Annotated in this window: 23 protein-coding genes and 1 tRNA gene; 10 read left to right on the forward strand and 14 right to left on the reverse strand. The window is 58.7% G+C overall.

Going from position 1 to position 23,402, the window contains the following annotated elements; translation table 11 throughout:
- Nucleotides 1-58 precede the first annotated feature (58 nt).
- Genes AB4N43_RS29825 through AB4N43_RS29855 form a run of 7 tightly spaced genes read right to left on the reverse strand, consistent with a single transcriptional unit; the run spans nucleotide 59 to nucleotide 6,487 of the window.
- Nucleotides 59-943: an alpha/beta fold hydrolase gene (locus AB4N43_RS29825; RefSeq protein WP_460152638.1), complete on the reverse strand. Its 885-nt coding sequence runs from the start codon at nucleotides 941-943 to the stop codon at nucleotides 59-61.
- Entirely contained in the window at nucleotides 943-1,752 is an 810-nt protein-coding gene (locus tag AB4N43_RS29830; RefSeq protein WP_460152640.1) for a molybdate ABC transporter substrate-binding protein, read from the reverse strand. Before AB4N43_RS29830 ends, AB4N43_RS29825 begins: the two co-directional genes overlap by 1 nt.
- Nucleotides 1,753-1,781: 29 nt before the next feature.
- Nucleotides 1,782-2,717, reverse strand: coding sequence for an SMP-30/gluconolactonase/LRE family protein (locus AB4N43_RS29835; protein ID WP_460152641.1), 936 nt, complete (start codon nucleotides 2,715-2,717; stop codon nucleotides 1,782-1,784).
- Between the two features lie 25 nt (nucleotides 2,718-2,742).
- The gene (locus AB4N43_RS29840; RefSeq protein WP_460152643.1) at nucleotides 2,743-3,687 is read right to left on the reverse strand and encodes an amidohydrolase family protein; all 945 of its coding nucleotides are present in this window, start codon (nucleotides 3,685-3,687) and stop codon (nucleotides 2,743-2,745) included.
- 58 nt (nucleotides 3,688-3,745) lie between these two features.
- Nucleotides 3,746-4,567, reverse strand: a complete 822-nt coding sequence (locus tag AB4N43_RS29845; RefSeq protein WP_460152644.1) for an SDR family NAD(P)-dependent oxidoreductase — start codon at nucleotides 4,565-4,567, stop codon at nucleotides 3,746-3,748.
- A 6-nt stretch (nucleotides 4,568-4,573) separates the two neighbouring features.
- Nucleotides 4,574-5,134 (reverse strand): carboxymuconolactone decarboxylase family protein, encoded by a 561-nt coding sequence (locus tag AB4N43_RS29850; protein ID WP_460152646.1) that lies wholly within the window; start codon nucleotides 5,132-5,134, stop codon nucleotides 4,574-4,576.
- Between the two features lie 12 nt (nucleotides 5,135-5,146).
- Entirely contained in the window at nucleotides 5,147-6,487 is a 1,341-nt protein-coding gene (locus AB4N43_RS29855; protein WP_460152648.1) for a cation:dicarboxylate symporter family transporter, read from the reverse strand.
- Nucleotides 6,488-6,651: 164 nt separating this feature from the next.
- Between AB4N43_RS29855 and AB4N43_RS29860 the strand changes: the two genes are divergently transcribed.
- Nucleotides 6,652-7,590, forward strand: coding sequence for a LysR family transcriptional regulator (locus AB4N43_RS29860; protein ID WP_460152650.1), 939 nt, complete (start codon nucleotides 6,652-6,654; stop codon nucleotides 7,588-7,590).
- A 366-nt stretch (nucleotides 7,591-7,956) separates the two neighbouring features.
- On the opposite strand, the gene AB4N43_RS29865 is transcribed toward AB4N43_RS29860, so the two are convergent.
- Nucleotides 7,957-9,330, reverse strand: a complete 1,374-nt coding sequence (locus AB4N43_RS29865; RefSeq protein WP_460152538.1) for a transposase — start codon at nucleotides 9,328-9,330, stop codon at nucleotides 7,957-7,959.
- A gap of 242 nt (nucleotides 9,331-9,572) precedes the next feature.
- On the opposite strand from AB4N43_RS29865, the gene AB4N43_RS29870 reads away from it, so the two are divergent.
- Entirely contained in the window at nucleotides 9,573-9,824 is a 252-nt protein-coding gene (locus AB4N43_RS29870) for a DUF2790 domain-containing protein (RefSeq protein ID WP_058426063.1), read from the forward strand.
- 76 nt (nucleotides 9,825-9,900) lie between these two features.
- Here the strand turns inward: AB4N43_RS29870 and AB4N43_RS29875 are convergent, their stop codons facing one another.
- On the reverse strand, nucleotides 9,901-10,827 hold the full coding sequence (locus AB4N43_RS29875; protein ID WP_116832068.1) for a LysR family transcriptional regulator: 927 nt from the start codon (nucleotides 10,825-10,827) through the stop codon (nucleotides 9,901-9,903).
- A 219-nt stretch (nucleotides 10,828-11,046) separates the two neighbouring features.
- On the opposite strand from AB4N43_RS29875, the gene AB4N43_RS29880 reads away from it, so the two are divergent.
- The 4 genes from AB4N43_RS29880 (at nucleotide 11,047) to AB4N43_RS29895 (ending at nucleotide 15,420) form a co-directional block, all read left to right on the forward strand.
- Entirely contained in the window at nucleotides 11,047-12,483 is a 1,437-nt protein-coding gene (locus AB4N43_RS29880) for an NAD-dependent succinate-semialdehyde dehydrogenase (RefSeq protein ID WP_058426061.1), read from the forward strand.
- An 11-nt stretch (nucleotides 12,484-12,494) separates the two neighbouring features.
- On the forward strand, nucleotides 12,495-12,827 hold the full coding sequence (locus tag AB4N43_RS29885; RefSeq protein ID WP_034154073.1) for a carboxymuconolactone decarboxylase family protein: 333 nt from the start codon (nucleotides 12,495-12,497) through the stop codon (nucleotides 12,825-12,827).
- Nucleotides 12,828-13,829 carry an NAD(P)H-quinone oxidoreductase gene (locus tag AB4N43_RS29890; protein ID WP_460152652.1) on the forward strand — a complete coding sequence of 334 codons (1,002 nt, stop codon included), beginning with the start codon at nucleotides 12,828-12,830 and terminating at the stop codon, nucleotides 13,827-13,829.
- Nucleotides 13,830-14,046: 217 nt separating this feature from the next.
- Entirely contained in the window at nucleotides 14,047-15,420 is a 1,374-nt protein-coding gene (locus AB4N43_RS29895; protein WP_460152538.1) for a transposase, read from the forward strand.
- A 365-nt stretch (nucleotides 15,421-15,785) separates the two neighbouring features.
- Here the strand turns inward: AB4N43_RS29895 and AB4N43_RS29900 are convergent.
- Nucleotides 15,786-15,873: transfer RNA gene (locus AB4N43_RS29900), tRNA-Ser, on the reverse strand.
- A 123-nt stretch (nucleotides 15,874-15,996) separates the two neighbouring features.
- Between AB4N43_RS29900 and AB4N43_RS29905 the strand changes: the two genes are divergently transcribed.
- Nucleotides 15,997-16,668 (forward strand): Bax inhibitor-1/YccA family protein, encoded by a 672-nt coding sequence (locus AB4N43_RS29905; RefSeq protein ID WP_027923729.1) that lies wholly within the window; start codon nucleotides 15,997-15,999, stop codon nucleotides 16,666-16,668.
- 59 nt (nucleotides 16,669-16,727) lie between these two features.
- Here AB4N43_RS29905 and AB4N43_RS29910 read toward each other — a convergent pair whose 3' ends face one another.
- Entirely contained in the window at nucleotides 16,728-17,057 is a 330-nt protein-coding gene (locus AB4N43_RS29910) for a YceK/YidQ family lipoprotein (protein ID WP_410922772.1), read from the reverse strand.
- 56 nt (nucleotides 17,058-17,113) lie between these two features.
- Entirely contained in the window at nucleotides 17,114-17,551 is a 438-nt protein-coding gene (locus AB4N43_RS29915) for an Lrp/AsnC family transcriptional regulator (RefSeq protein ID WP_059182827.1), read from the reverse strand.
- Between the two features lie 135 nt (nucleotides 17,552-17,686).
- Here AB4N43_RS29915 and AB4N43_RS29920 point away from each other — a divergent pair, with 135 nt between their 5' ends.
- Nucleotides 17,687-18,580 carry a DMT family transporter gene (locus AB4N43_RS29920; RefSeq protein WP_027923732.1) on the forward strand — a complete coding sequence of 298 codons (894 nt, stop codon included), beginning with the start codon at nucleotides 17,687-17,689 and terminating at the stop codon, nucleotides 18,578-18,580.
- 2 nt (nucleotides 18,581-18,582) lie between these two features.
- Here the strand turns inward: AB4N43_RS29920 and AB4N43_RS29925 are convergent, their stop codons facing one another.
- Together AB4N43_RS29925 and AB4N43_RS29930 are read right to left on the reverse strand one after the other, a co-directional pair.
- Entirely contained in the window at nucleotides 18,583-19,626 is a 1,044-nt protein-coding gene (locus tag AB4N43_RS29925; RefSeq protein ID WP_032833532.1) for an FUSC family protein, read from the reverse strand.
- Nucleotides 19,627-19,667: 41 nt separating this feature from the next.
- A complete protein-coding gene (locus tag AB4N43_RS29930; protein WP_059182829.1) occupies nucleotides 19,668-21,293 on the reverse strand; it encodes an NADP-dependent glyceraldehyde-3-phosphate dehydrogenase in 1,626 nt (541 codons plus the stop codon).
- A gap of 266 nt (nucleotides 21,294-21,559) precedes the next feature.
- Here AB4N43_RS29930 and AB4N43_RS29935 point away from each other — a divergent pair, with 266 nt between their 5' ends.
- Nucleotides 21,560-21,943, forward strand: a complete 384-nt coding sequence (locus AB4N43_RS29935) for a c-type cytochrome (protein ID WP_027923735.1) — start codon at nucleotides 21,560-21,562, stop codon at nucleotides 21,941-21,943.
- A gap of 19 nt (nucleotides 21,944-21,962) precedes the next feature.
- On the forward strand, nucleotides 21,963-23,357 hold the full coding sequence (locus AB4N43_RS29940; RefSeq protein ID WP_460152656.1) for a D-arabinono-1,4-lactone oxidase: 1,395 nt from the start codon (nucleotides 21,963-21,965) through the stop codon (nucleotides 23,355-23,357).
- Nucleotides 23,358-23,402: the final 45 nt, after the last annotated feature.

Consider the following 23,402-nt stretch of genomic DNA (forward strand, 5'->3'; position numbering starts at 1 on the left):
TTAACGCAAAAATGCTCCGAATCTTTGGATTCGGAGCATTCCTGACGTCCACCTGAAATTATTTTTTCGCGTACTGCGCCTTGGCAAAAACGGCGATTGCATCCGCCATCGCCTTGGGTTGTTCCGGGGCCATGGCATGGCCGGCGTTTTTCAATACGACTACTTGAACCCGGTCGCCAAGCATGCTTTTGAGTACGCCCGAGAAGCGCCGTGGGGCCACTGTATCTGCCTCGCCTTGCAGGTCGAGAATCGGCGCCGTGCCAGCGGCGAAGTAATCGTCCACCGGCGTGGTATTGCGCGCGTGGCCTTCGGCATCGTGGGTTGACTGGTGCCAGCCGTCCAACCAGACTCTAGGGTCGTTGCCAGGTGCAAAGAATGCCTTGCGCAGGTAGATCAGACGTTGCTCTTCAGGTAGTGACAGATCGCCCGCGCCGTCGATGGCCTGGCGCATCTCGGCATTGATGGGTTTTTCTGTCGATCCCGGCGGCACCTTGCCGGCGGAGGCTGCGGCCATGACCACGCCGCGCACCAGATCGGGGCGGTCTGCGGCGAGCATACGCGCTGCGAAGTTGCCCCAGGCATGACCGACCACCACGATCGGCCCCTTGTTCTCATGTTCGACCACCGCCGCGACGTCTCGGGCAAAGTCGTGCACGGTCAGGTTTTCCATTGGCCCTCTGCTTTGCCCGATGCCACGCGGCTCAGGCCTGACGACGCGGAAGCCGTCGGCCTGAAGATAATCAGCGACCTGATCATAATCACGCCCCGAACGACCCAACGAGGGCAGCATGACAATCACTGGCCCGGTACCTTGGGCAGTGACTTCGATTTGCACATTGTCGTAACGAACCAGCTCTTGCTTGAGCGGTGCGCCGGCGGCCATTGCCATGGCGCACGATAAGCCAAAGGTGGTGGCGAGCAGAAAACGCGAAACGTTTTTCATTATTCAGACTCCTGGACGTTCGAGGTTTTCGCTGGCTCAAGGCCGCTCTCTTCCAGGAGGCGACGGGCTGCTGGGCTCCTGAGAAAGGCAATGAACTCACGCGCAGGCAGCGCATTATGGGTTTGCTGTGCAACGGTGGCGCAGAAGCGGCTGATCTTCTGCACTTCCTCCGGCAGGGGACCCAGGAAGTCCACGCCCGGTGTAACTTTCAATTCACTGATTTGTTGCATGCCGATGTCCGCATCGCCCCGGGCCAGGGCCGTGCCTACCAGCTCCTTGCCGGCGATTTCGACGGTTTTGTTTTTTATCTGGTCGCTAATGCCCAGGCGCTGGAACAGCTCGGTGCGGATGTACACGCCGCTTGCGCCCTGGGAATATGCGATTTTGTCAGCGTTCAGCAAGGCTGCTTTCAACGCCGCGACGCTTGAGACATCTGGCTTCGGTTTACCGTGAGGTACACCCACACCGATACGAGAATCCGCGATTTCGCGGCGGGTCGTCATTTCGAAGGCGCCGGTCGCCGAGAGCAGTTCCAGGGTTTCGTCGGCCATGATCGCGAGATCCATCGGCTCCTTATGCCGGATACGCTCTGGAATGGATTCAGGCGAGGTTCCCATCGAAGGCCCCCAACTGAAACTCAGGGTATTGCCGCTGGCTTTTTCATACGCCGGTTGAAGGTGTTCCATTGCACCCCGGAGAGCGCCACTGGCAATAACTTTAAGCTCAGCTGCTTCGCCCAACTGAGAGAACCCGATCAGGCTGACCAAACCAGTGGTCACTAACATCGGGGCAGATCTTGTTTTTTTCATGGTGCTACCTTCTCGATTAGACGCTCGTTTCAAGCGCCGCGGGTGTTGACGAACAACGAATACAGCGAAGTGGTCGAGGCCATCAGCAAGCGATTGCCGCGTGGCCCGCCGAAGCACAAATTGGCGCAGCGCTCCGGCAAGTCGATATGGCCAATGGCGTTGCCATCGGGGGCGAAGATGCGAACGCCATCCATGCCCGGCTCCGGTGCGCCCCAGCCGCACCAGAGATTGCCGTCCACGTCCACGCGTAAACCATCGGGCAACCCGCAGCCGGCATCGATCAACACGCGCCGCTGGCTGAGGTGACCTTGAATGTCGACGTTGTAGGCCACGATTCGTCGCGGACGCGCTCTGGACTCGACCAGATAAAGGGTTTTTTCATCCGGGGAAAAGGCGAGGCCGTTCGGGCCTTCGAGGTCTTCCGCCACACAGTGCAGCGTGCCGTCCGCATCGAGGCGATACAGATTGGCCGGCAGTTCTGGAGTGCCTTGACGGCCCATATAGTCACTGATCAGGCCGAAAGGCGGGTCGGTGAACCAGATGCTGTCGTCCAACCTCACCACAATGTCATTCGGCGAATTCAGCGGCTTTCCCGCGAAACCGTCGGCCAGCACCGTGATGCTGCCGTCGTACTCGGTGCGGGTCACCCGCCGCCCGCCGTGTTCGCATACCAGCAAGCGGCCTTGACGGTCGCGCGTCATGCCATTGGCCTGGTTGGCGGGCTGGCGAAACACGCCCAGCACGCCGGTGGCCTCGTCCCAGCGCATGATGCGATCGTTGGGCAAGTCGGTGAACAGCAGGAAGCGTCCGTCGGCAAACCAGGCCGGGCCTTCTGCCCAGCGCAGACCACCGTCGAGACGCTCGACCTTGGCATGGGCAATACGGTAATGCGCAAATCGTGGGTCCAGTTCACGCACCCTTGGGTCGGGCACGCGCACGCTGGGAGTCCAGGTGATCTCGTTCATCTTGTCACTCCGCAAGGGGCAGACGTCAGGTGTAAAGGCGTGCCGGGTTATCGATCAGGACCGCCTGCTGCAGGGCAGGGCTGTCGCACACCTGGTGAATGAAGGCGAGAAGCTCGGCGTCATCCGGCACCGGCCCTTTGATGTTCGGATGCGGCCAATCCGACCCCCAGATGGCACGCTCCGGTGCGCACTCAAGTAGCGTACGAACCTGATCCAGCGCCTGCGGCCACGGGCCTGGCTGACCTTGCATGGCGCGGTCGACGCCCGACAGTTTGAGCCAGCGATTGGAATGACCCAGCTCAGCACGCAGTTGACTCATCAACAACGGATCAACAGGCTGAGTGAGGTCTGGACGTGCCATATGATCGATGACCAACGGCGTCTTCAGGTCGCGCCAGGCTTGTAGAAAAGGCAGTAGCGTAGGTAATTCGCCATGCACCAGTACATGCCATCCAAACGGGCCGACGCGCTCAGCCAGAGCGCGCAGTTTTTCAGGATCACGTGCGCCAGGCAGGTGGCCCATCAAATTGAAACGGATTCCGCGTAGGCCCCCGTCATGCAGGGCCTGCAACTGCGAGTCGGTGGTGGTTTCATCAATGATGCCGACACCGCGGTACGCACCTTGGCTGCTGGCAATCGCTTCCAGGATGGCAGAATGATCGGTGCCATACGGCGCGGCCTGTACCAGCACGCCGTGGCGGATGCCCAGCCGACGATGCAGTGCCAGCAGCTCGGTAAAAGGTGCCGGCTCAGGCGTATAGGCTGCATCGGTTGGAAGAGGGAACTGAGCCCAGGGGCCGTAGATATGGGTGTGGCAATCCCACGCGCCCCCAGGGTTGGATAAAATCGGCATGTTGGCTCCGAAAGTTTGCTCAGATGCATCGCCAACCAGGCCGATACCGGCTGCAGCGATCAGGCTGCGTTTAATGAACAGACGGCGTGCCGCCTGAACGAAAGATAGATCGTCCATGTTCGACTCTGATTGGTTAGGTGGGCAGGGCTGCAATCTGTGCAGCCTTTGCAGTGGCTTAGTCGCAACGCGCGGTCATGCCGCCATCGACGATAATTTCGGTGCCAGTGACAAAGCGCGACTCGTCACTGGCCAGGTACAGCGCGGCGTAAGCCGTGTCGCGGCCATCGCCCATGAACCCGAGAGGAATGCGTGCCAGGCGTGTGTCGAGTAATTTGTTCACATCACCACCAGTGCGTTGCCCGGCCAGGCGTACTTCGACCATCGGTGTGTGCAACTGCCCGGGCACCACGGTGTTCACGCGGATGCCCTTGGGCGCGTATTCCACGGCGGTCACACGCGACAACTGGATGATCCCGGCTTTGCTGGCCGCGTAGGCCACTTGGGCCGAGCCCGTCCAGCGAATACCGGACGTTGAAGCCGTGTTGATGATCGAGCCGCTGCCCTGGGCTTCCATCAGTGGCAGCACGTGCTTGCAGGTCAGGAAGACGCTGCCGAGGTTGAGGGCAATCTGGGCATCGAACTTTTCCTCAGCCAAGGCAACGGCGCCACCCGCCGCGGAACCGCCGACGTTGTTTACCAGAATATCGACGGTGCCATAGGTCTCTTTGCAGGCGGCAACCATGGCCGCGACGGCCTGAGTGTTGGTGACATCGCAGGCATAAGGTGTGACTTCACCGCCCGCATCGCGGATGCGCTCCAGAGTTTCCTCCATGGCCCCTAGATCACGATCGACCGCAAACACCTTGGCACCGGCCATGGCGAATATCACCGCGACTGCGCGGCCGTTGCCCCATCCGCTGCCGACGCAACCCGCACCGGTGACGATAGCGACCTTGCCTTTGAGGCGGTCGCTTTTGGAAGAGTGTCGGTCATGCAAATATCCTCAGTTCAATGTAGTCGGCAGTTCGGCGGTGCAGCCCGTAGGGGCAGGTACTTCGAACACCTTGATGGTCATGGAAATCAGGCTGTAATAACCGGCGATGCCGACGAGGTCGACGGCCGCATCGGTGCCCAGCAACTCGACAAATTCGGCGTACAGGCCGTCGCTGATTGCACGTTGGGCATGCAGCTCGCGAATGAAGCGGTACACCAGCGCCTCATCGACGTTATCGAACGCTGGCGTCAGGTCATCGCGAATGGAATCGATAATGTGTGGCGCGAGACCCGCCTCCAGCGCGAATGGCTTATGCGCAGCCCATTCGTATTCTGCGAGCCAGTGGCGCCCCATCATCAGGATGGCCAGCTCCGACAAGCGGGGTTCCAGGCAGGTGTCATAGCGGCAGTAGCGGCCCAGTGCCTGGGCGCACTCCGCCAGCTCAGGCCGATGCAGCCAGATCGCCAGGGGGCCTCTCACACCTTTGCGCGGGCCGTTCGCGATGCGCTCGTAAACCGGCCGCTGAGCATCAGTGAGGTTTTTCGGGTCAATAGGGGGTAGACGATTCATGGAGATTTCCTGTCAGGGACGCGGTGACTGAATATTCGATTTCTGCGCCGGCTCGATGGACAACTCGGCTGCCTGGGTTTCTGCAGGTGGACGCAGCAAGCTGCGGCTCGGTTTACGGCCGGTTTCGCGCTCGAAGTCTTCAGGGTTGAAGGCACCTTCCCAGCGGGCGATGGCGAACACCGCGACGGTGTTGCCGACGATATTGGTCAGCGCGGTGGCGGTAGCCATGATGCGGTCGATACCAAACAGAAGCCCTAGGCCACTCAAGGGCAGGGTTTGCACCGATTGCAAGGTCGCGGCCAGTTTGATGAAGGCGCCGCCGGCAACCGTGGTGCCGCCCTTTGAGGTGATACTCAGGATGGCCAACAGACCCAATTGCTGCATCAGGGAGAACGGTGTGTCGGTGGCCTGGGCGATGAAGCCGATAGCAATCGCCATGTAGATCGCAGTGCCGTCTAGGTTGAAGCTGTAGCCTGCGGGGAGGACAAAGCCGACCACCACTTCATCGCATCCGCTGCGCTTGAGTTTTTCGATCAGGCGAGGAAACACCACCTCACCGGATGCCGTGCCGAACACCAACAGGATTTCATCCCGGATCAGGCGCAACACACTTCCGAACGGCAAGCCGATGGACCAACTGATCGAACCCAGAATGCCAAACACAAAGATCAGGGACGCTGCGTAGTACACCGCAATCAGCTTCAGGAGATAGAGGAGGGTGTCACCGCCGTAGCTACCGATGGCCGCAGCCATGGCGCCGAACGCGCCGAGCGGGGCCAGCTTCATGATGAAGCCAAGCATTTTGAACAGGATGCTCTGGGCTTCTCCAATGGCTTTAACGGCGACCGAATCCGGGCCGCAGACTCGGTTGATGGCGATACCGGCGAGTACCGAAATGATCAGTACCTGGATGATGTCGCCCTTGGCAAATGCATCGACCAGCGTGTGCGGAATGAGGCCGAGCAGGTAGTTGACCATGGACACGCTGCCGGCGGCGGAGGTGGCCTTGATCGCTTCGCTGGACTCGTTGAGGCTGGTGGCATGCAGGCCCACGCCGGGCTCCACCACGTTGACCAGAATGAACCCGATCAACATCGCGACTGTGCTGACGACTTCAAAATAGATCAGCGATTTCACGCCGAGCCGGCCGAGTTTGCGCATGTCCTGAACATGGGTCAGACCATGCACAAGGGTGACGAAGACGATTGGAGCCAGCATCATTTTCAGCAGGGCAATGAAAGCCTGTCCGAGAGGTTTCATGGCGACCGCCCATTGTGGCGCGGCAAATCCGAGAATGACGGCGGCAACAAGTGCGAACAGCACCTGCACGTGGAGCTTCTTCAACTGATTCATGGCATTTCCTGACCCAATAGTGGGCATCATTATTCTTGTGGTAACACTTCCCTGACGGGAAAGCTGGGCCTTCAGCTATGTGACTTCAGCATAGAAAAAACAACCGCTAGGCACAAAAACCTTATTTTGATACAAAGCTATGCCATTACGGCATGGTGAATACGATGGACATACGAGAACTCCGCTCTTTTGTAAAAGTGGCCCAGTGCGGCGGCTTCAGTCGCGCTGCCAAGGAGCTATTCATCGCGCAGCCGGCGCTCAGTCGGCAGATCGCCAAGCTTGAAGAGCAGCTTCAAGTGACCTTGTTCATTCGTCATGGTAGGGGCGTAGAACTGACCGCGGCAGGTGCGCGCCTGTTGGAGCGGGCGGACGTTATGCTGCGTTACATGGAAGAAACCGCTGACCACGTGCGCAACAGTGCATTCGAGGAGCGAGGGCACTTGGCAGTTGGCTTGCCCCCTGCCATCGGTACCATCGTCGGTCCGCAGTTGATTCGTCGTTTTCACGAGCGCTGGCCTAAGGCTTCATTGCATGTATTGGAAGGTTTGAGCACGTCACTGCAGGAATGGTTGCTGGATGGCCGCATTCAGGTAGCCGTGGTTTACAACCAGCCTTTGCTGGAGGCATTTGATGTGCGGCCGATTTTCAGCGAACGAATGGTGCTGGTCGGTCCGCCGGGCGAAGCGTCGAAGTCGGTGCGCATACTTGGGTTAGCGGATTTTCCGTTGATCCTCCCAGGATTGCCCCACAGCAATCGACGCCTGATTGAACAAGTCGCAGCACAAAATTGCTTTCAATTGAATGTCGTGTTCGATGTGGACAGCGTCAACTTGACCAAGCGCATGGTGGCTGAGGGCATGGGCTATTCGATTCTGGCGCATGCCGCGGTCCAGGAGGACATTGCCAGGGGAATCTTGGTCGGCCATGCGATTGAGCGACCGGGCATTCGCTCCACGGTCTCGTTGACCACGCTCAAGGACCGGAGAAATAGCCGTCTGGCGCTTAGCTGGGAAAAAATTCTATTAGAGACGCTGGAGGAGCTTGTGACGGTAGGTGCGTGGAGGGACGCCACACTGTGGCTGGGGCGGGAAGGTGTGTCCTAGGCCGTGCTGGAAGGAGGTTGCTAGCCGCTGGTATTCGATGTTGGTTCGGGCCTGTCGCTGCGGCGTAAAAGCCTAAGCGTTTACCATGATGGAGCGGCAAAACCTGATATCCAGCAGTACTATAGGTCGCCAATCTCCAGGTGCACAGTGGCTGCACATCTGGTCATTAATTTTCTGTAAGTCCTCTTTGAGAGGCTGCTTTCGGCCGATTCTGTTGAAAAAGTCGGATTTTCAGATCACCTGAACTCAGGCACAGCCACCACCAGAGAACCTACTCACCACATTGAGTGGTTTCTCGGCCCTTCGTTGACCATTGTTGCTTTGTTATTGGGTTAATTTGAGGTTTTTGGCTTAGTGCAGGCGCACCTATCCCGGGGCAGGCGGCCCTTGGGATGTAAGTTTGGCCAGTCGACGCAGGTTCTGTACCGCAGCCGCCAGTGTGAACTCATCGGTCGCGCCTCTCATGCCACGTAGTCGCAAGCGATCCAATTTCAGGATGCGCTTGAGGTGGGCGAACAACATTTCGACCTTCTTACGTTCGTGGCGAGAGCGCACGTACTCCGGCGTCGCCGCGATGCGTCGAGCCACGTCACGAGCGGCTTCATGAACGCTGCGAGCGATCTTGCGAAACGACGTGTTCGGGCAGCACTTGGCTTTCATCGGACACGTCGCGCAGTCAGTCTGTCTGGATCGGAAGATGATGGTGTTGGCTTTGGTGACGTGCGAACGCTCGTTCTTGAAGGCTCGCCATTCGCTACGTAATGCATTGCCAGCCGGGCAGCAGTATTCCTCAGTCTCTTCATTCCAGCGGAAATCGTTGCTCGAAAAACTGTCGTTCTTGCGTTCGGTTTTGTCCCACACCGGCACATGTGGCTCGATGTCCTTTTCCTCCACCATCCAGGCCAGCATCGGCGCGGTACCGTAAGCGGTGTCGCCAATGAGGCGTTCCGGCTTGATGTCGAACTGCGCCTCAACGCGATCGATCATCGTCTTGGTGCTCTCGACTTCTGCGGTTCGATGAGCCGGTGTGGGTTCCACATCCATGATCACGCCGTGCTCGGTATCGATCAGATAATTCGTGGAGTAAGCGTAGAACGCTGGGCCACCTGGAGCTGCGGTCCAGCGGGCTTGAGGATCAGTCAGCGATAGACGCTTCGGTAGCGTTTCGGCCAGAGCCTCTTCATCGAGTGCCTCAAGATACTCACGCACGGCGCGGGTGCTCAGGGCCGGATCGCTCCAGTTGACCGGTTCATCACCCGGTACACCGCGCTGCCGACTCGCATCCGCTTTGATGATGCTGGCGTCCACGGCAAAGCCTTCGCCCTTGACCAGACCGGCGTCCATGCAACGACGCAGCACTTCATTGAACAGCCAGCGAAACAGATCGCTGTCCCGAAAACGGCCGTGTCGGTTTTTGGAAAAGGTCGAGTGATTGGGGACTTCATCTTCAAGGCTCAATCGGCAGAACCAGCGATACGCCAAGTTCAAATGGGCCTCTTCGCACAACCGCCGCTCTGAGCGTATGCCGTAGCAATAGCCCACGATCAACATGCGGATCATCAATTCAGGATCAATCGACGGGCGCCCAATCGGGCTATAGAAGTCGGCGAGGTGATGGCGCAAATCACTCAGATCGAGACACCGATCAATGCTGCGCAGAAGGTGATTGGCTGGGATGTGATCTTCAAGGTTGAACGAGTAAAACAGTCGCTCCTGCCCACTCGATAACTGTCCCATCATGCTGTGTGATCCCCCGCCGGCCAATGAAGCAATTTTGCCGCAGGCCAGACAGGGGAGCTACTTTTTCAACAGAATCGGCCAATAGCGGACGGTCACAGACGAACCGCCTTTACCTCAGACATCCCCACATTGTGTTCGGAATTTAGAAAAGTCTTTCCCTGATTCGCTCCTGTTTCCAGAAAACCCTCGAACCTAAAGTACGTCCTGCCAGCAACATCACACTTACTTTAGGAAATCTCATTATGAAAACGGCAATGATCATCGTCGCACTCTTGGGCTTCAGCTCTGTGGTAGCGGCACAGGACGGCGCTGCAAATACTCAGCCTGTAGAGCAATACGGTTATGGCAGCCACCTTGATGTCGCCAAGGTCATCTCTGAAGACCCGGTGCCAGATGTTTGCGCTGTAGTGCCGACGCACATGACCTACCAGGATTCACAAGGCAAACAGCACGTATTGGCCTATAACGTCATGGGCCGTTGCAGCCAGGGATAACCAAGCTGTTCGCCAATCATTGCGCCTCGAAGCGTTGTTTCATCGAGGCGCAAATACCTTTTTGCTCCGTGGCATTTCAATCGATCAGTTCTTTGGCCGTGGCGGCCAGTTGACTGCCAACCCGATCTTTCAGCGTTTCAATAAACCGCGTGATTTTTGCATCGACAAACTGCCGAGAGGTATAGACGGCGTACACGTTGCGCTCATAGGTATGGTAGTCAGGCAAAACCCGCACGAGCTTGCCGCAACGCAAATCGTCGACGGCCGTGAACCCGGCCAGCAAGCCAATCCCCGCCCCATCTCGAATGGCATATGCCATCGCATCCATATCGTTGACGCTGAAACTTGGCCCTGTCGGGACAAATGTCGCGTCTCCTGCCTTGCTTTTCAGCTGCCACTCATCCCGCACATAGTCAACGGTACCCAACAGCAAACACTGGTGATCGCGCAGATCTTCAGGCGTCTCGGGGGCCGCATTCCGAGCCAGGTAGTCTGGCGACGCCACCAGCACACAATGGCTGACACCAATTTTTTGGCTGACATACGCCGAATCGGGTAACGCTCGGGCGATCAGAATCGAGACGTCCAGTTGGTCTTCCAACAGGTTAGGCATACGTTGCGAGAGCAATAAATCCACGGTCACTTCCGGGAATTGCTGACGGTATTCCAGCACGGCCCCGGTGACCAAATGCCGAGCCAGCCCGGGTACGCAATGCACCCTCAGTGTTCCCCGAGGCTCCAGGGCGGCATTGCTGGCTTCGGCTTCGGCACTCTCCAGATCAGCGAGAATTTTCGTGCAGCGCTCATAGAATCGTCGCCCCGCATCGGTGACCGACAGGCGTCGGGTCGAGCGTTGCAACAGGCGCGCATCGAGCACGTTTTCCAGCGCAGAGACAGCACGCGAGACGTTACCGACCGTGGAGTCCAGATGATTGGCCACGGCCGTGAAACTACCCATCTCGACAACCTTTATGTACACCGACATGTTCGAAAGCTTATCCATCGCGACCTTCCTATAGATCTGACACTCACCCGTGCTAACGCGCATTTTCCGGATGCTACACGTTCGGCCCGCGGCTCGATATTACCTCTGGCGACAACAATGATTCCCTTTGGCCCGTCTAAATCAATGGGCCCTCCTTCCATAAACTTGGTTGCACAGGCCGCCTGAACAGGCGCCGGGTTTCATTCGAATCTCTGACAACCAACTGAAGGGCACATCATGAAAACCTCCTACGACCCGCTTTATCTTTTCATCGGTGGTGAATGGATCAGTGCTGAAGGGCGCGATACTGCCGCCGTCGTTAACCCGGCTACCGGCCGCGAAATCGGACGCGTCCCACTCGCCACCGCAGGCGACCTTGATCACGCCTTGGAAGTGACTCGCCTGAGCTTCGAGCAATGGCGCCAGACCGTGCCTGACAAGCGCGCCAAGATCCTCAAGCATGCCGCCGACCTGATCCTCGAACGTGCACCGCAGATTGCCGCGCAGATGACCCTGGAGGAAGGCAAACCGCTGGGTGAAAGCCTGGATGAAGTGACCCGCGCGGCGGAGTATTTCGAATGGTTTGCCGAAAGCGCCCGGCGTATTGATGGCCGTGTGGTGCCGGCCAACCGTCCCGGCGTGTTGCAACTGGTCAAACGCCAGGCCATCGGCCCAGTGGCCGCATTTACACCGTGGAATTTCCCGGCCATCACCCCGGCACGCAAGCTCTCGGCAGCGCTGGCTGCGGGTTGTAGCGTCATTCTCAAACCCGGTGAAGAAAGCCCTTCCACAGCGCTGGCCCTTGCGCGTGCACTCGATGATGCTGGATTGCCCAAAGGTGTACTGCAAGTGGTCTTCGGCGTACCGGATCAAGTGTCCAGCCATCTGATCGCCTCGCCGATCATTCGCAAAGTGACCTTCACCGGTTCAGTGCCGATCGGGCGCCTGCTGTCTGCACGAGCTGCCGAAGGCGTGAAGCCCATCACCCTTGAACTGGGTGGGCACGGACCGGTGCTGGTGTTCGAAGATGCCGACATTGAAAAAGCCGCTATCGAAGGCGTAGCGAACCGGTTTCGCGGCACCGGGCAAGTGTGCATTTCATCTACTCGGTTTCTCATCCAGCGCGGCGCCTATCAAGCCTTCGTCGATCACTTTGTCGCAGCGACCCAAGCGCTGAGAATAGGTGACGGCCTGCATCCAGACACGCAGGTCGGCCCCCTGGCCAACCCAAGGCAATTGGCAAAAATGGAAGAACTGGTCGCCGATGCCGTCGAAAAAGGTGCACGGGTATTGGTCGGTGGTGAAGCCTTGTCAGGCGAAGGCTACTTCTTTCAACCCACGGTTCTGGCAGATGTGCCGATGAACGCCCGCGTCATGCACGAAGAACCCTTTGGCCCCATTGCCGTGCTGATGGCGTTCGATGAACTGGCCGATGGGCTCAAAGAAGCCAACCGCCTGCCGTACGGACTCTCGGCCTACGCGTTCACCTCCAGCGCGCGCACGGCCATTGATGTCGCCGACGGATTGGAGGCCGGAATGATCGGCATCAACCAATACCGCATCGTCGCGACCGAACTCCCGTTCGGCGGCATGAAAGAAAGCGGTCACGGCTCCGAAGGCGGCATTGAAGGCATCGAACACTATCTCACCCACAAATTCATCAGCCAGGTTTAAGGAACTTGCCCATGTCCAAGCTCAACTTCAGCAGTCCTCGCGAAGCCGCGCGCGCGTTCACGCCAAAGCTGTCGCAATTCGTCGACTCGACGCTTTATCCGCAGATCTGGAGTGACCCGGCGCTGTCCCCGCGCGACCGTAGCCTGATCACCGTGGCGGCATTGATTGCCGCTGGGCACTCGGAAGAGTTGCCTGCCCACTTACGCCGTGCGGCTGGCAACGGTGTGACCCAAGACGAACTGGCGGCAGCCATCACGCACCTGGCGTTCTACGTGGGCTTCCCTGGCGCCATCACTGCGTCTGCTATTGCCAACGCCACATTCAGCGAAACGGAGAACAACTGAATGAAAGCCATCAACATCAGAGAATTCGGTGCGCCAGACGTCCTTGAACTCGTCGAAGTCGCCAATCCTGAAGTCCGTCCTGACGACCTGCTGGTACGTGTCTATGCCGCCGGGGTGAACCGTGCGGATCTGACTCACCGAACCGGAGGGTACGGCCATCCGAATTTCGGTGACTCGCTGATCATCGGCCTGGAAATTGCCGGCGAAGTGATCGGCAAAGGTAACGCGGTGACGGGGTTCGAGGTCGGAGATCGAGTCATGGGCGTGGTCGGCGGCGGTGCCTACGCCGAGTTGGCACGCATCGATTACCGCCTGGCGATGCACATCCCCGCGCAGCTAGACTATGTACACGCAGCAGCCATTCCCGAGGTCTTCGTCACGGCCCATGAAGCAATGATGCACCTGGCTCGACTCAAGGCTGGCGATTCGGTGCTGATTCACGCGGCCGCCGGCGGCGTCGGATCAGCCGCGGTGCAGTTGGCTTACGCCACCGGCGCCACGGTGTATGCGACGACCGAAGGCAGCAAGTTGGCGCGTGTCGAGCATTTGGGCGCTGACGTGGCGATCGATTATAAGACGCAGGACTTCGCTGAAGTGATCGCCGACAAAACCCAGGGTCGCGGCGTCGATGTGATCATCGACTTTATCGGTGAGCCCTACTTCGCCCGCAACGTCGCGTCCCTTGCACGCGGCGGCCGCCTCATTCAGGTGGGGATTCTCGGCGGTGGCGGCAACGTCACGGTGGCGCTGGAGGACATTCTTTATCGCCACTTGCAAATCATTGGTACGGTCATGAAGTCGCGCACGCAACCGGACAAACACGCCATGATCAAGCGCTTCCGCGAGCACTGGCTTGATCGCTTCGAGGGTGCCGGAAGCCTTGAGCCGGTTGTCGATAGCACCTTTGCGCTAGCACGGGCTGCCGATGCGCATCGCCGGATGGAGTCTTCCGAAAACGTCGGTAAAATCATTTTGACGATGCAGCTTGAAGACTTGCTTTAAGTCTGGCCACATTGGGGATAGAGCTGAAAAAAGGTGCCATTAGTGGGCACCTTCAACGGGTGTGGGGAACACCTCTGAGCAGTGCGTTCTAAATCGGCTGATCGCGACAACCGGGCTAATCGTGACAGGCAGCTATTGGCCGATTCTGTTGAAAAAGTAGCTCCCCTGTCTGGCCTGCGGCAAAATTGCTTCATTGGCCGGCGGGGGATCACACAGCATGATGGGACAGTTATCGAGTGGGCAGGAGCGACTGTTTTACTCGTTCAACCTTGAAGATCACATCCCAGCCAATCACCTTCTGCGCAGCATTGATCGGTGTCTCGATCTGAGTGATTTGCGCCATCACCTCGCCGACTTCTATAGCCCGATTGGGCGCCCGTCGATTGATCCTGAATTGATGATCCGCATGTTGATCGTGGGCTATTGCTACGGCATACGCTCAGAGCGGCGGTTGTGCGAAGAGGCCCATTTGAACTTGGCGTATCGCTGGTTCTGCCGATTGAGCCTTGAAGATGAAGTCCCCAATCACTCGACCTTTTCCAAAAACCGACACGGCCGTTTTCGGGACAGCGATCTGTTTCGCTGGCTGTTCAATGAAGTGCTGCGTCGTTGCATGGACGCCGGTCTGGTCAAGGGCGAAGGCTTTGCCGTGGACGCCAGCATCATCAAAGCGGATGCGAGTCGGCAGCGCGGTGTACCGGGTGATGAACCGGTCAACTGGAGCGATCCGGCCCTGAGCACCCGCGCCGTGCGTGAGTATCTTGAGGCACTCGATGAAGAGGCTCTGGCCGAAACGCTACCGAAGCGTCTATCGCTGACTGATCCTCAAGCCCGCTGGACCGCAGCTCCAGGTGGCCCAGCGTTCTACGCTTACTCCACGAATTATCTGATCGATACCGAGCACGGCGTGATCATGGATGTGGAACCCACACCGGCTCATCGAACCGCAGAAGTCGAGAGCACCAAGACGATGATCGATCGCGTTGAGGCGCAGTTCGACATCAAGCCGGAACGCCTCATTGGCGACACCGCTTACGGTACCGCGCCGATGCTGGCCTGGATGGTGGAGGAAAAGGACATCGAGCCACATGTGCCGGTGTGGGACAAAACCGAACGCAAGAACGACAGTTTTTCGAGCAACGATTTCCGCTGGAATGAAGAGACTGAGGAATACTGCTGCCCGGCTGGCAATGCATTACGTAGCGAATGGCGAGCCTTCAAGAACGAGCGTTCGCACGTCACCAAAGCCAACACCATCATCTTCCGATCCAGACAGACTGACTGCGCGACGTGTCCGATGAAAGCCAAGTGCTGCCCGAACACGTCGTTTCGCAAGATCGCTCGCAGCGTTCATGAAGCCGCTCGTGACGTGGCTCGACGCATCGCGGCGACGCCGGAGTACGTGCGCTCTCGCCACGAACGTAAGAAGGTCGAAATGTTGTTCGCCCACCTCAAGCGCATCCTGAAATTGGATCGCTTGCGACTACGTGGCATGAGAGGCGCGACCGATGAGTTCACACTGGCGGCTGCGGTACAGAACCTGCGTCGACTGGCCAAACTTACATCCCAAGGGCCGCCTGCCCCGGGATAGGTGCGCCTGCACTAAGCCAAAAACCTCAAATTAACCCAATAACAAAGCAACAATGGTCAACGAAGGGCCGAGAAACCACTCAATGTGGTGAGTAGGTTCTCTGGTGGTGGCTGTGCCTGAGTTCAGGTGATCTGAAAATCCGACTTTTTCAACAGAATCGGCCGAAAACGGTCTACTGAGCATTCAATGCTACCGACGCGCTGTGCTTAGTTTGATTTGTTTAGCACCAACTTAACGGTGTCAGAAGGGTTGGGTTGCGGAAATGCCCGAATAGATGCGGAAACGATCCATAGAGAGAGGAGCAAAATTCCTGAGTGCCAGAAACGACAAAGCCCTGAATAATCAGGGCTTTGTCGGTACAAATATGGCGGAGGCGATGGGATTCGAACTCATGGACCTGTTACAGTCGACGGTTTTCAAGACCGTTGCCTTAAACCACTCGGCCACACCTCCGTTTGCGTTGCGGGCGCCATAATACCTGAATGAAACACACTGTCAAACTCTCTGCATAGCTTGTTACAGAGCGTCTGTTATGATCTTTGCGACTGAACATTTCATACCAACAGGAGTGTCGCCATGCGCGAACAGGATTACGCAGTTAATAACAGCGTGCAGGCTGAGCAGCTAGAGGTTAGCCGCGTCCTGCGCAATACATACGGCTTGCTCGCTCTCACCCTCGCATTCAGCGGCGTGATGGCGTTCGTCGCTCAGCAGATGCGTGTCGGCTACCCGAACGTGTTCGTGGTGCTGATCGGCTTCTATGGCCTTTTCTTCCTTACTAACAAACTCCGTGACTCGGCCTGGGGCCTGGTGTCGGCATTTGCCCTGACCGGTTTCATGGGTTTCCTGCTCGGCCCTATCCTCAACCGCTACCTGGGCATGCAGGGCGGCGCTGAAGTGGTCAGTTCGGCGTTCGCGATGACGGCGCTGGTGTTTGGTGGTCTGTCAGCCTACGTGCTGATTACCCGCAAGGACATGAGCTTCCTCGGCGGTTTCATCACTGCAGGCTTCTTCGTGCTGCTGGGTGCGACGCTGGCGAGCTTCTTCTTCCAGATCAGCGGCCTGCAACTGGCGATCAGCGCAGGTTTCGTGCTGTTCTCCTCGGTCTGCATTCTGTTCCAGACCAGCGCCATCATTCACGGCGGCGAGCGCAACTACATCATGGCGACCATCAGCCTGTATGTATCGATCTACAACCTCTTCATCAGCTTGTTGCAGCTGTTTGGCATCATGAGCCGCGATGATTGATCGAAGGCCTTGAGTAAAAAACCCGCTTAGGCGGGTTTTTTATTGCCTGGGATTCAGGGTTACTCGGCAATGACGATGTTGCCATCGGCCTGTTGGCGGTAAATGGTGTAGGGCAGCAGCAAGGTGTCGAGTGCGCCGGACATCACCACGTCAATCAGCACAATGGCTGGAGCGTTGGTGTGGGTTTGTGCATCCAGTCCATTTTGCAGCGGCGCATTCAGACTGCAAAAATCATAAGTCACACCGCTGTAGATTCGCGGAATGGCGCCGCAATAGGATTTCTGATCCTTAAGACTTTTAGACGCCACTTCGTCACCGCGCACGGCCGTTTGAATCGTGCCGCAGCCCGTCAGCATCAGCGCCGCCAGTAGCATTGCCTGGGTTTTCATACCGCCAATCTTTCGCCGGAAAACCTCAATCTACGCCAGTCGAGAGCAAACATCACTTACGCCATCGGTGGCAACCGGCGTTTGACCGGAGTCTTCTTCACGATTGCCGTGTTGGTTTCGGCGTGGGTATTGAGGCGGTCGAGCAGGGTGTCCAGTTGTTCCATGGAGCGTACATGCAGGCGCGCGATGAAGCAGTCGTCGCCCGTGACTTTGTCGCACTCGGTGAATTCGGGGATTGCCTGAATCTGTCGCTCCACTTCCTGCAACTGACCCGGCAAAGGACGAATCCGCACGATGGCCTGGAGTTGATAGCCGAAGCATTTCGGATCGATTTCCACCGTGTAGCCCTTGAGCACACCGCGTTCTTCGAGGCGGCGCAGACGCTCGGCGACACTGGGCGAGGACAAGCCGCTGAGGTGCGCCAACGCCTTGAGCGAGCGCCGTGAATCTTCCATCAAGGCGCTGATCAGCACTTGGTCGATATCGTCGGTCATGGCGAAACCTCTGTAAGGCAATAAATTGAAACTGCCTTGATAAAAAAGGCAGAAACCGAGTTTAGCCTGCTTTTTGCGCTGGAGAAGCCCCCGGGTGGATTGGCATACTTTGCGCTCAAACACAGGAGTCTGAAGATGGACAAATCAATACGTCGCGGCTCATTCGAGATGAGCGCCGCCATGCTGATCTCCGGGACCATTGGCTGGTTTGTGCTGGTGTCCGGGCAACCGGTGCTGGACGTGGTGTTCTGGCGCTGCCTGTTCGGGGCGGGCACCTTGCTGATGATTTGCGCGGCGTTCGGCTTCTTCCGTCCCGGCATTCTGACCCGTACCACTTTCCTGTTGGCGGTGCTCAGCGGCGTGGCGATTGTCGGCAACTGGGTGCTGTTGTTCGCGTCCTATTCGCGCGCCTCGATTGCCATTGGCACGGCGGTCTACAACGTGCAGCCGTTCATGCTGGTGGGTCTGGCCGCGTTGTTCCTCAACGAAAAGATCACCCTGCAGAAGCTGTTCTGGCTGGGCATTTCCTTTGTCGGGATGCTCGCAATTGTCAGCGCCCATGGCGGGCAGGGCGAGAGCGGTAATGATTACCTGATGGGGATTGGTCTGGCGCTGGGTGCTGCATTCCTTTACGCCATTGCCGCGCTGATCATCAAGCGCCTGACCGGTACGCCACCCCATCTGATCGCCTTGATCCAGGTCTGCACCGGGGTGCTTTTGCTCGCACCGTTCGCGCACTTTTCAGCACTGCCGCAAGCGCCGAGTGCCTGGGCCAGCCTGGTAACGCTGGGCATCGTCCACACCGGTGTGATGTATGTGCTGTTGTACGGCGCGATTCAGAAACTGCCGACGGCGTTGACTGGGGCGTTGTCGTTCATCTACCCGATTGCAGCGATTTTTGTCGACTGGTTTGCCTTCGGCCATCGTCTGGAACCGTTGCAATGGCTCGGCGTCGCGGCGATTTTGCTGGCCGCCGCCGGTATGCAACAGGGCTGGGGCTTCAAATCGCGCAAGTTGGCGGCTCAGTAACGTCAGATGTTCCAGCGCGGCGCGGTCTTGGCCAGTCGCTGGCGCATCTCGCCGATGTTGGCGGCGAACTGTCGGGTCAGCAGCCGATAACCGTCGAGCGGACTGTAGACCGGCGCTTCGAGACTTGAAGCGGGCGGCAAGTCGACGGGCCGGCTCAGCCGTTGCGACGCTCCGGTTTTCAATGCCCGCGCCATCCCGATCAATTGCACGCGGATCTGCCGATGCTCGGCAGTCATTGCCGATTGCAATTGCGCCATGGCGTTCGAGTCGCTGGGGTCCGGGCGAGTGTTGGCAAGAATTTCCAGGGTACTGATGCACATGCGTAAATTGCGCTGAATGGCATCCAGTTCGGTCATGGAGATTTTCACTTCCTTGGACACCGACGGCATCAGCGAGCGCAATTGCACCATCACCGAATTCAGGCGCCCCATGAGTTTGAGGTGGTCGTCATCGCTGACAGGCTGGCCATTGATGATGCGCCCGTAGATCGTCGCGCAATCGCGCAGCGCATCGGCCAGTTTGTAGCGCCAGGAAAACACCGCATACAGCGGCAACGCAAAGGAAAACGCCAGCGCCAAGGCGATGCCAATCAGAATATCCACCCCACGCCATAAGCCGTCCGTAACCGGGTTGTCACCGTGCCCGGCGACGATAAATACGGTGATCGCCGCGAGCAACGCCGTGTAGCCTCCCTTGCCAATGGCGTGATACGAGAAAACCCCGCACACCACCGACATGGCGAAATAGGTCAGCCACGGCATTCCGAGCCAGGCCTGTTGCGCGACAAGCAGCAGACCGACGCCGGCCCCGATCAACGTGCCAATGGCCCGTTCGGCGGCTTTTTTGCCGATGTTGCCGTGGTGCTGCAAGCCACCAATCACTACCAGCATCGTCACCGACGCCCATTCACCGTGCGGCAAATGGATGCCGGTGGTCAGCAGAATCGTTGCCAGCAACCCAAGCGAGACCCGCACCGCATGAATCAGTCTGGCGTGGCGATAGCGCCGGTACGGGTCCAGCAATGGACGCAGCAGTCGGCGCAGCAGCGGTGGCAATCGATGGCTGAAGGTACTCAGGCTCGGTGTCCTCAGAAAATGTAATCGGTGGTCAGGAAGCTCGAACTGCGTCCACTGATGATCTCGCTGATGAGGTCCTTGTTGGTCTCCTGGAACTTGGTCGCGACCAACGTGCGGATCGAAAACACCCGCAAGGCATCATGCACCGACAACGTGCCTTCGGCCGAATTCTTGCGCCCGTTGAACGGGAAGGTGTCCGGACCGCGCTGGCATTGGGCGTTGAGGTTGATGCGCCCGACCTGGTTGGCGAACGTGTCCACCAGTCGGCCGACCGCCACCGGGTTGGTGCCGAAAATACTCAACTGCTGGCCAAAGTCCGATTCCAGGACGTAATCGATCACCGTGTCCAGATGGCGGTACGGCACGATCGGGATGACCGGGCCGAACTGTTCTTCCTGGTAGACACGCATTTGCGGGGTCACCGGGTACAGCACCGCCGGGTAGAAGAACGAGGCGCGGGCCATGCCGCCGTTGGGGTTGACCACCTTGGCGCCTTTGCTTTCGGCATCGGCGACCAGCGAATGCAAGTAATCAACCTTGCCCGACTCCGGCAACGGGGTCAGCGCCACGCCGCTGTCCCACGGCATACCGGGTTTGAGGCTGGCGAGTTTGGCGTTGAATTTCTCGATGAACGCTTCGACCACGTCTTCGTGGACAAAGAGGATTTTCAGCGCGGTGCAGCGCTGGCCATTGAACGACAGCGAGCCGGTCACTGCTTCACTCACCGCGTTGTCCAGATCGACCTCTGGCAGGACGATGCCGGGGTTCTTCGCATCAAGACCCAGCGCCGCACGCAACCGGTGAGGTTTTGGGTGGAGTTTTTTCAGGTCGCTGGCGGCTTTGTTGGTGCCGATAAACGCGAAGATGTCGATCTTGCCGCTGGCCATCAAGGCACTGACCGTCTCGCGGCCGCTGCCGTAGATCACGTTGATCACCCCGGCCGGGAAGCTGTCGCGGAACGCTTCCAGCAACGGACGAATCAACAGCACGCCGAGTTTGGCCGGTTTGAACACCACGGTGTTGCCCATGATCAGCGCCGGAATCAGCGTGGTGAAGGTTTCGTTCAGCGGGTAGTTGTAGGGGCCCATGCACAGAGCCACGCCCATCGGGACGCGACGGATCTGGCCGAGAGTGTCCTGTTCCAGCTCGAAGCGGCTGGAGCGGCGGTCGAGTTCCTTCAAGGCATTGATGGTGTCGACGATGTAATCGCAGGTGCGGTCGAACTCTTTTTCCGAGTCCTTGAGGTTCTTGCCGATCTCCCACATCAGCAGCTTGACCACCGCCTCACGCTGTTGACGCATACGACCCAGAAAGGCTTCGACGTGCTGGATGCGTTCGGCCACGCGCATGGTCGGCCACAAGCCCTGGCCGCGGTCATAAGCACGGACGGCGGCGTCCAGCGCGGTCAGCGCAGTGTCGGCGTCCAGCAGCGGCGTGCTGCCGAGGATCACTTGCTCGTCGCCATTCGCGCCGGTCAGGTACACCGGGCTGCGGACCTGGGCGAGCGGCCCGTCCCAGGTTTTCAGTTCGCCATCGACCAGGTACTCGCGCTGCTCGGTCTGGCCATCGAGGCGGTACTTTTCCGGGATGTCGGCGAGGCTCGGAAACAGGTTGTCGAGAATGTTGGCTGTGGTCATATCGCTACCCCCTCTGAATTGGGTCATGCACTGATGAATCGTTTTAGCAGACCTCGGCCTCGCTTGTCATGACTCATCTCAGCGTTTTGTGCCGGTGCGTGATGGCGTGCGGATTTCATGGCGCAGCGGTCATGGCCTCAGAAGCCCCCCTTGTTGGCCCCCAATGCCCTCAACCCGCCCACGCCGGGTGCCTTAGTGTTGAGCTCTGTTGATCACAACAATAAACGGTGCACCCGGCTGACCGGGCACCCCATGAGAGGAACGCCATGCGGGCACGCCGATTCAGTGAAAAGCCTAGCCTCTGTTTTGCCCTGGTGGGGCTCGTGGTGTTGCTCGCAGGGTGTGGCGAAGAGCCGAAAACCCGGGCAACGCACATTGACGCGGCTACCGCCAGGCCCGCCGACACCGAGCTGGCGCAGGTCTACGACAACAGTTGCAAGCTCTGTCACGCCAACCCGGCGGCCGGGGCACCGCTGACCGGCGACAGCAAAGCCTGGGAGCCTCGGGTGATGCAGGGCGCCGACACGCTGCTCGATCACGCGATCAACGGCTACAACGGCATGCCACCGATGGGCCAGTGCGTGCAGTGTTCAGAGGAACAGTTCCTGGCGCTGATTAGCTTCATGTCCGGCCAGCACATCCCACAATAAGAACGACAGGGTGCGATTCATGACGATGGACTTAACACGGCGTCAGTTGTTGCAACGGGCGAGTGTCATTGGCGCCTTTACCGCGCTCGGCTCTACACCGGCGCTGGCCGAACTGCTGCGCGCGCCACGGCTGATCCCCTGGCGTAACTGGTCGGGTGGCCAGAGTTGCCTGCCGGCGGCGCGGTTGGCGCCGAAGAATCTGGACGAGCTGACCCACGTTGTACGCCAGGCTCCCGGCAAGATTCGCCCGGTGGGTTCGGCGCATTCCTTCAGCGCGCTGGTGCCCACAGACGGCACATTGCTGTCCCTGAGCTATTTCACCGGGCTGCTCGATCACGACGCGAAAACCCTGCAAGCCGAGTTCGCCGCCGGCACGCCGATGTCGCGCATGGGCACACCGCTCAAAGATGTCGGCCAGGCCCTGCAAAACATGGCCGACATCGACTACCAGACCCTCGCCGGCGCCATTTCTACTTCGACCCACGGCACCGGCAAGAACTTCCAGTCCTATTCGGCCCACGTCTGCGGCCTGCAATTGGTGACCGCCACGGGTGAGGTGCTGGACTGCGACAGCACACGTCATCCTGAAGTGTTCAGCGCGGCACGGGTGTCCCTCGGCGCGCTCGGTGTGGCGACGAAAATCCGTCTGCAAAACCGCCCCGCGTATCGCTTGAGGGAACGGCAGTGGATCGCCAGGACCGAAGAGTTGCTGGAAGACCTCGACAAGAACACCCGGGAAAACCAGCACTGGGAAATGCTCGTGGTGACCCATTCCGACTACGCCTTGTCGATCGCCCTCAACGAAACCACCGACCCTGCGACACCGCCGATTCCGGCGGATGAGGAGGGCGGCAACGAATTTGTGACCTTGATCGAGAAGATCGACAAGTACGGCAGCGACTTTCCGGACCTGCGCCGCACCCTGCTCAACAGCCTGCGCCACCTCGCCAGTTTCGACGACCGGGTGGGCGACTCGTTCGACATCTACGCCAACGTGCGCACGGTGCGTTTCAACGAAATGGAATATTCAGTGCCGGCCGAGCACGGCCCGGCGTGTCTGCGCGAAATCCTCAAGCTGATTCAGGACAAGGACCTGCGCACCTGGTTTCCGATTGAATACCGCTACGTCAAAGCCGACGACATTCCCCTGAGCATGTTCGAAGGCCGCGACAGTTGCTCGATCTCGGTCCACCAGCATTATCAGATGGACCATCACAACTTCTTCGCCGCCATCGAACCGATTTTCTGGAAGTACAACGGCCGGCCGCACTGGGGCAAGTTGCACACGCTCAACGCGAAAAGCCTGCAGCCGCTGTACCCGCGTTGGCAGGAATTTATCGAGGTGCGGCAAGCGCTGGACCCCAGCGGCAAGTTCCTCAATGCGCACTTGTCATCGATTCTGGGGGTGAGCTGATGGCGGTCAATCGACGCAATTTCCTGATGGGGGCCGCCGGCGTCA

Source organism: Pseudomonas sp. S2_B07 (assembly GCF_054668435.1).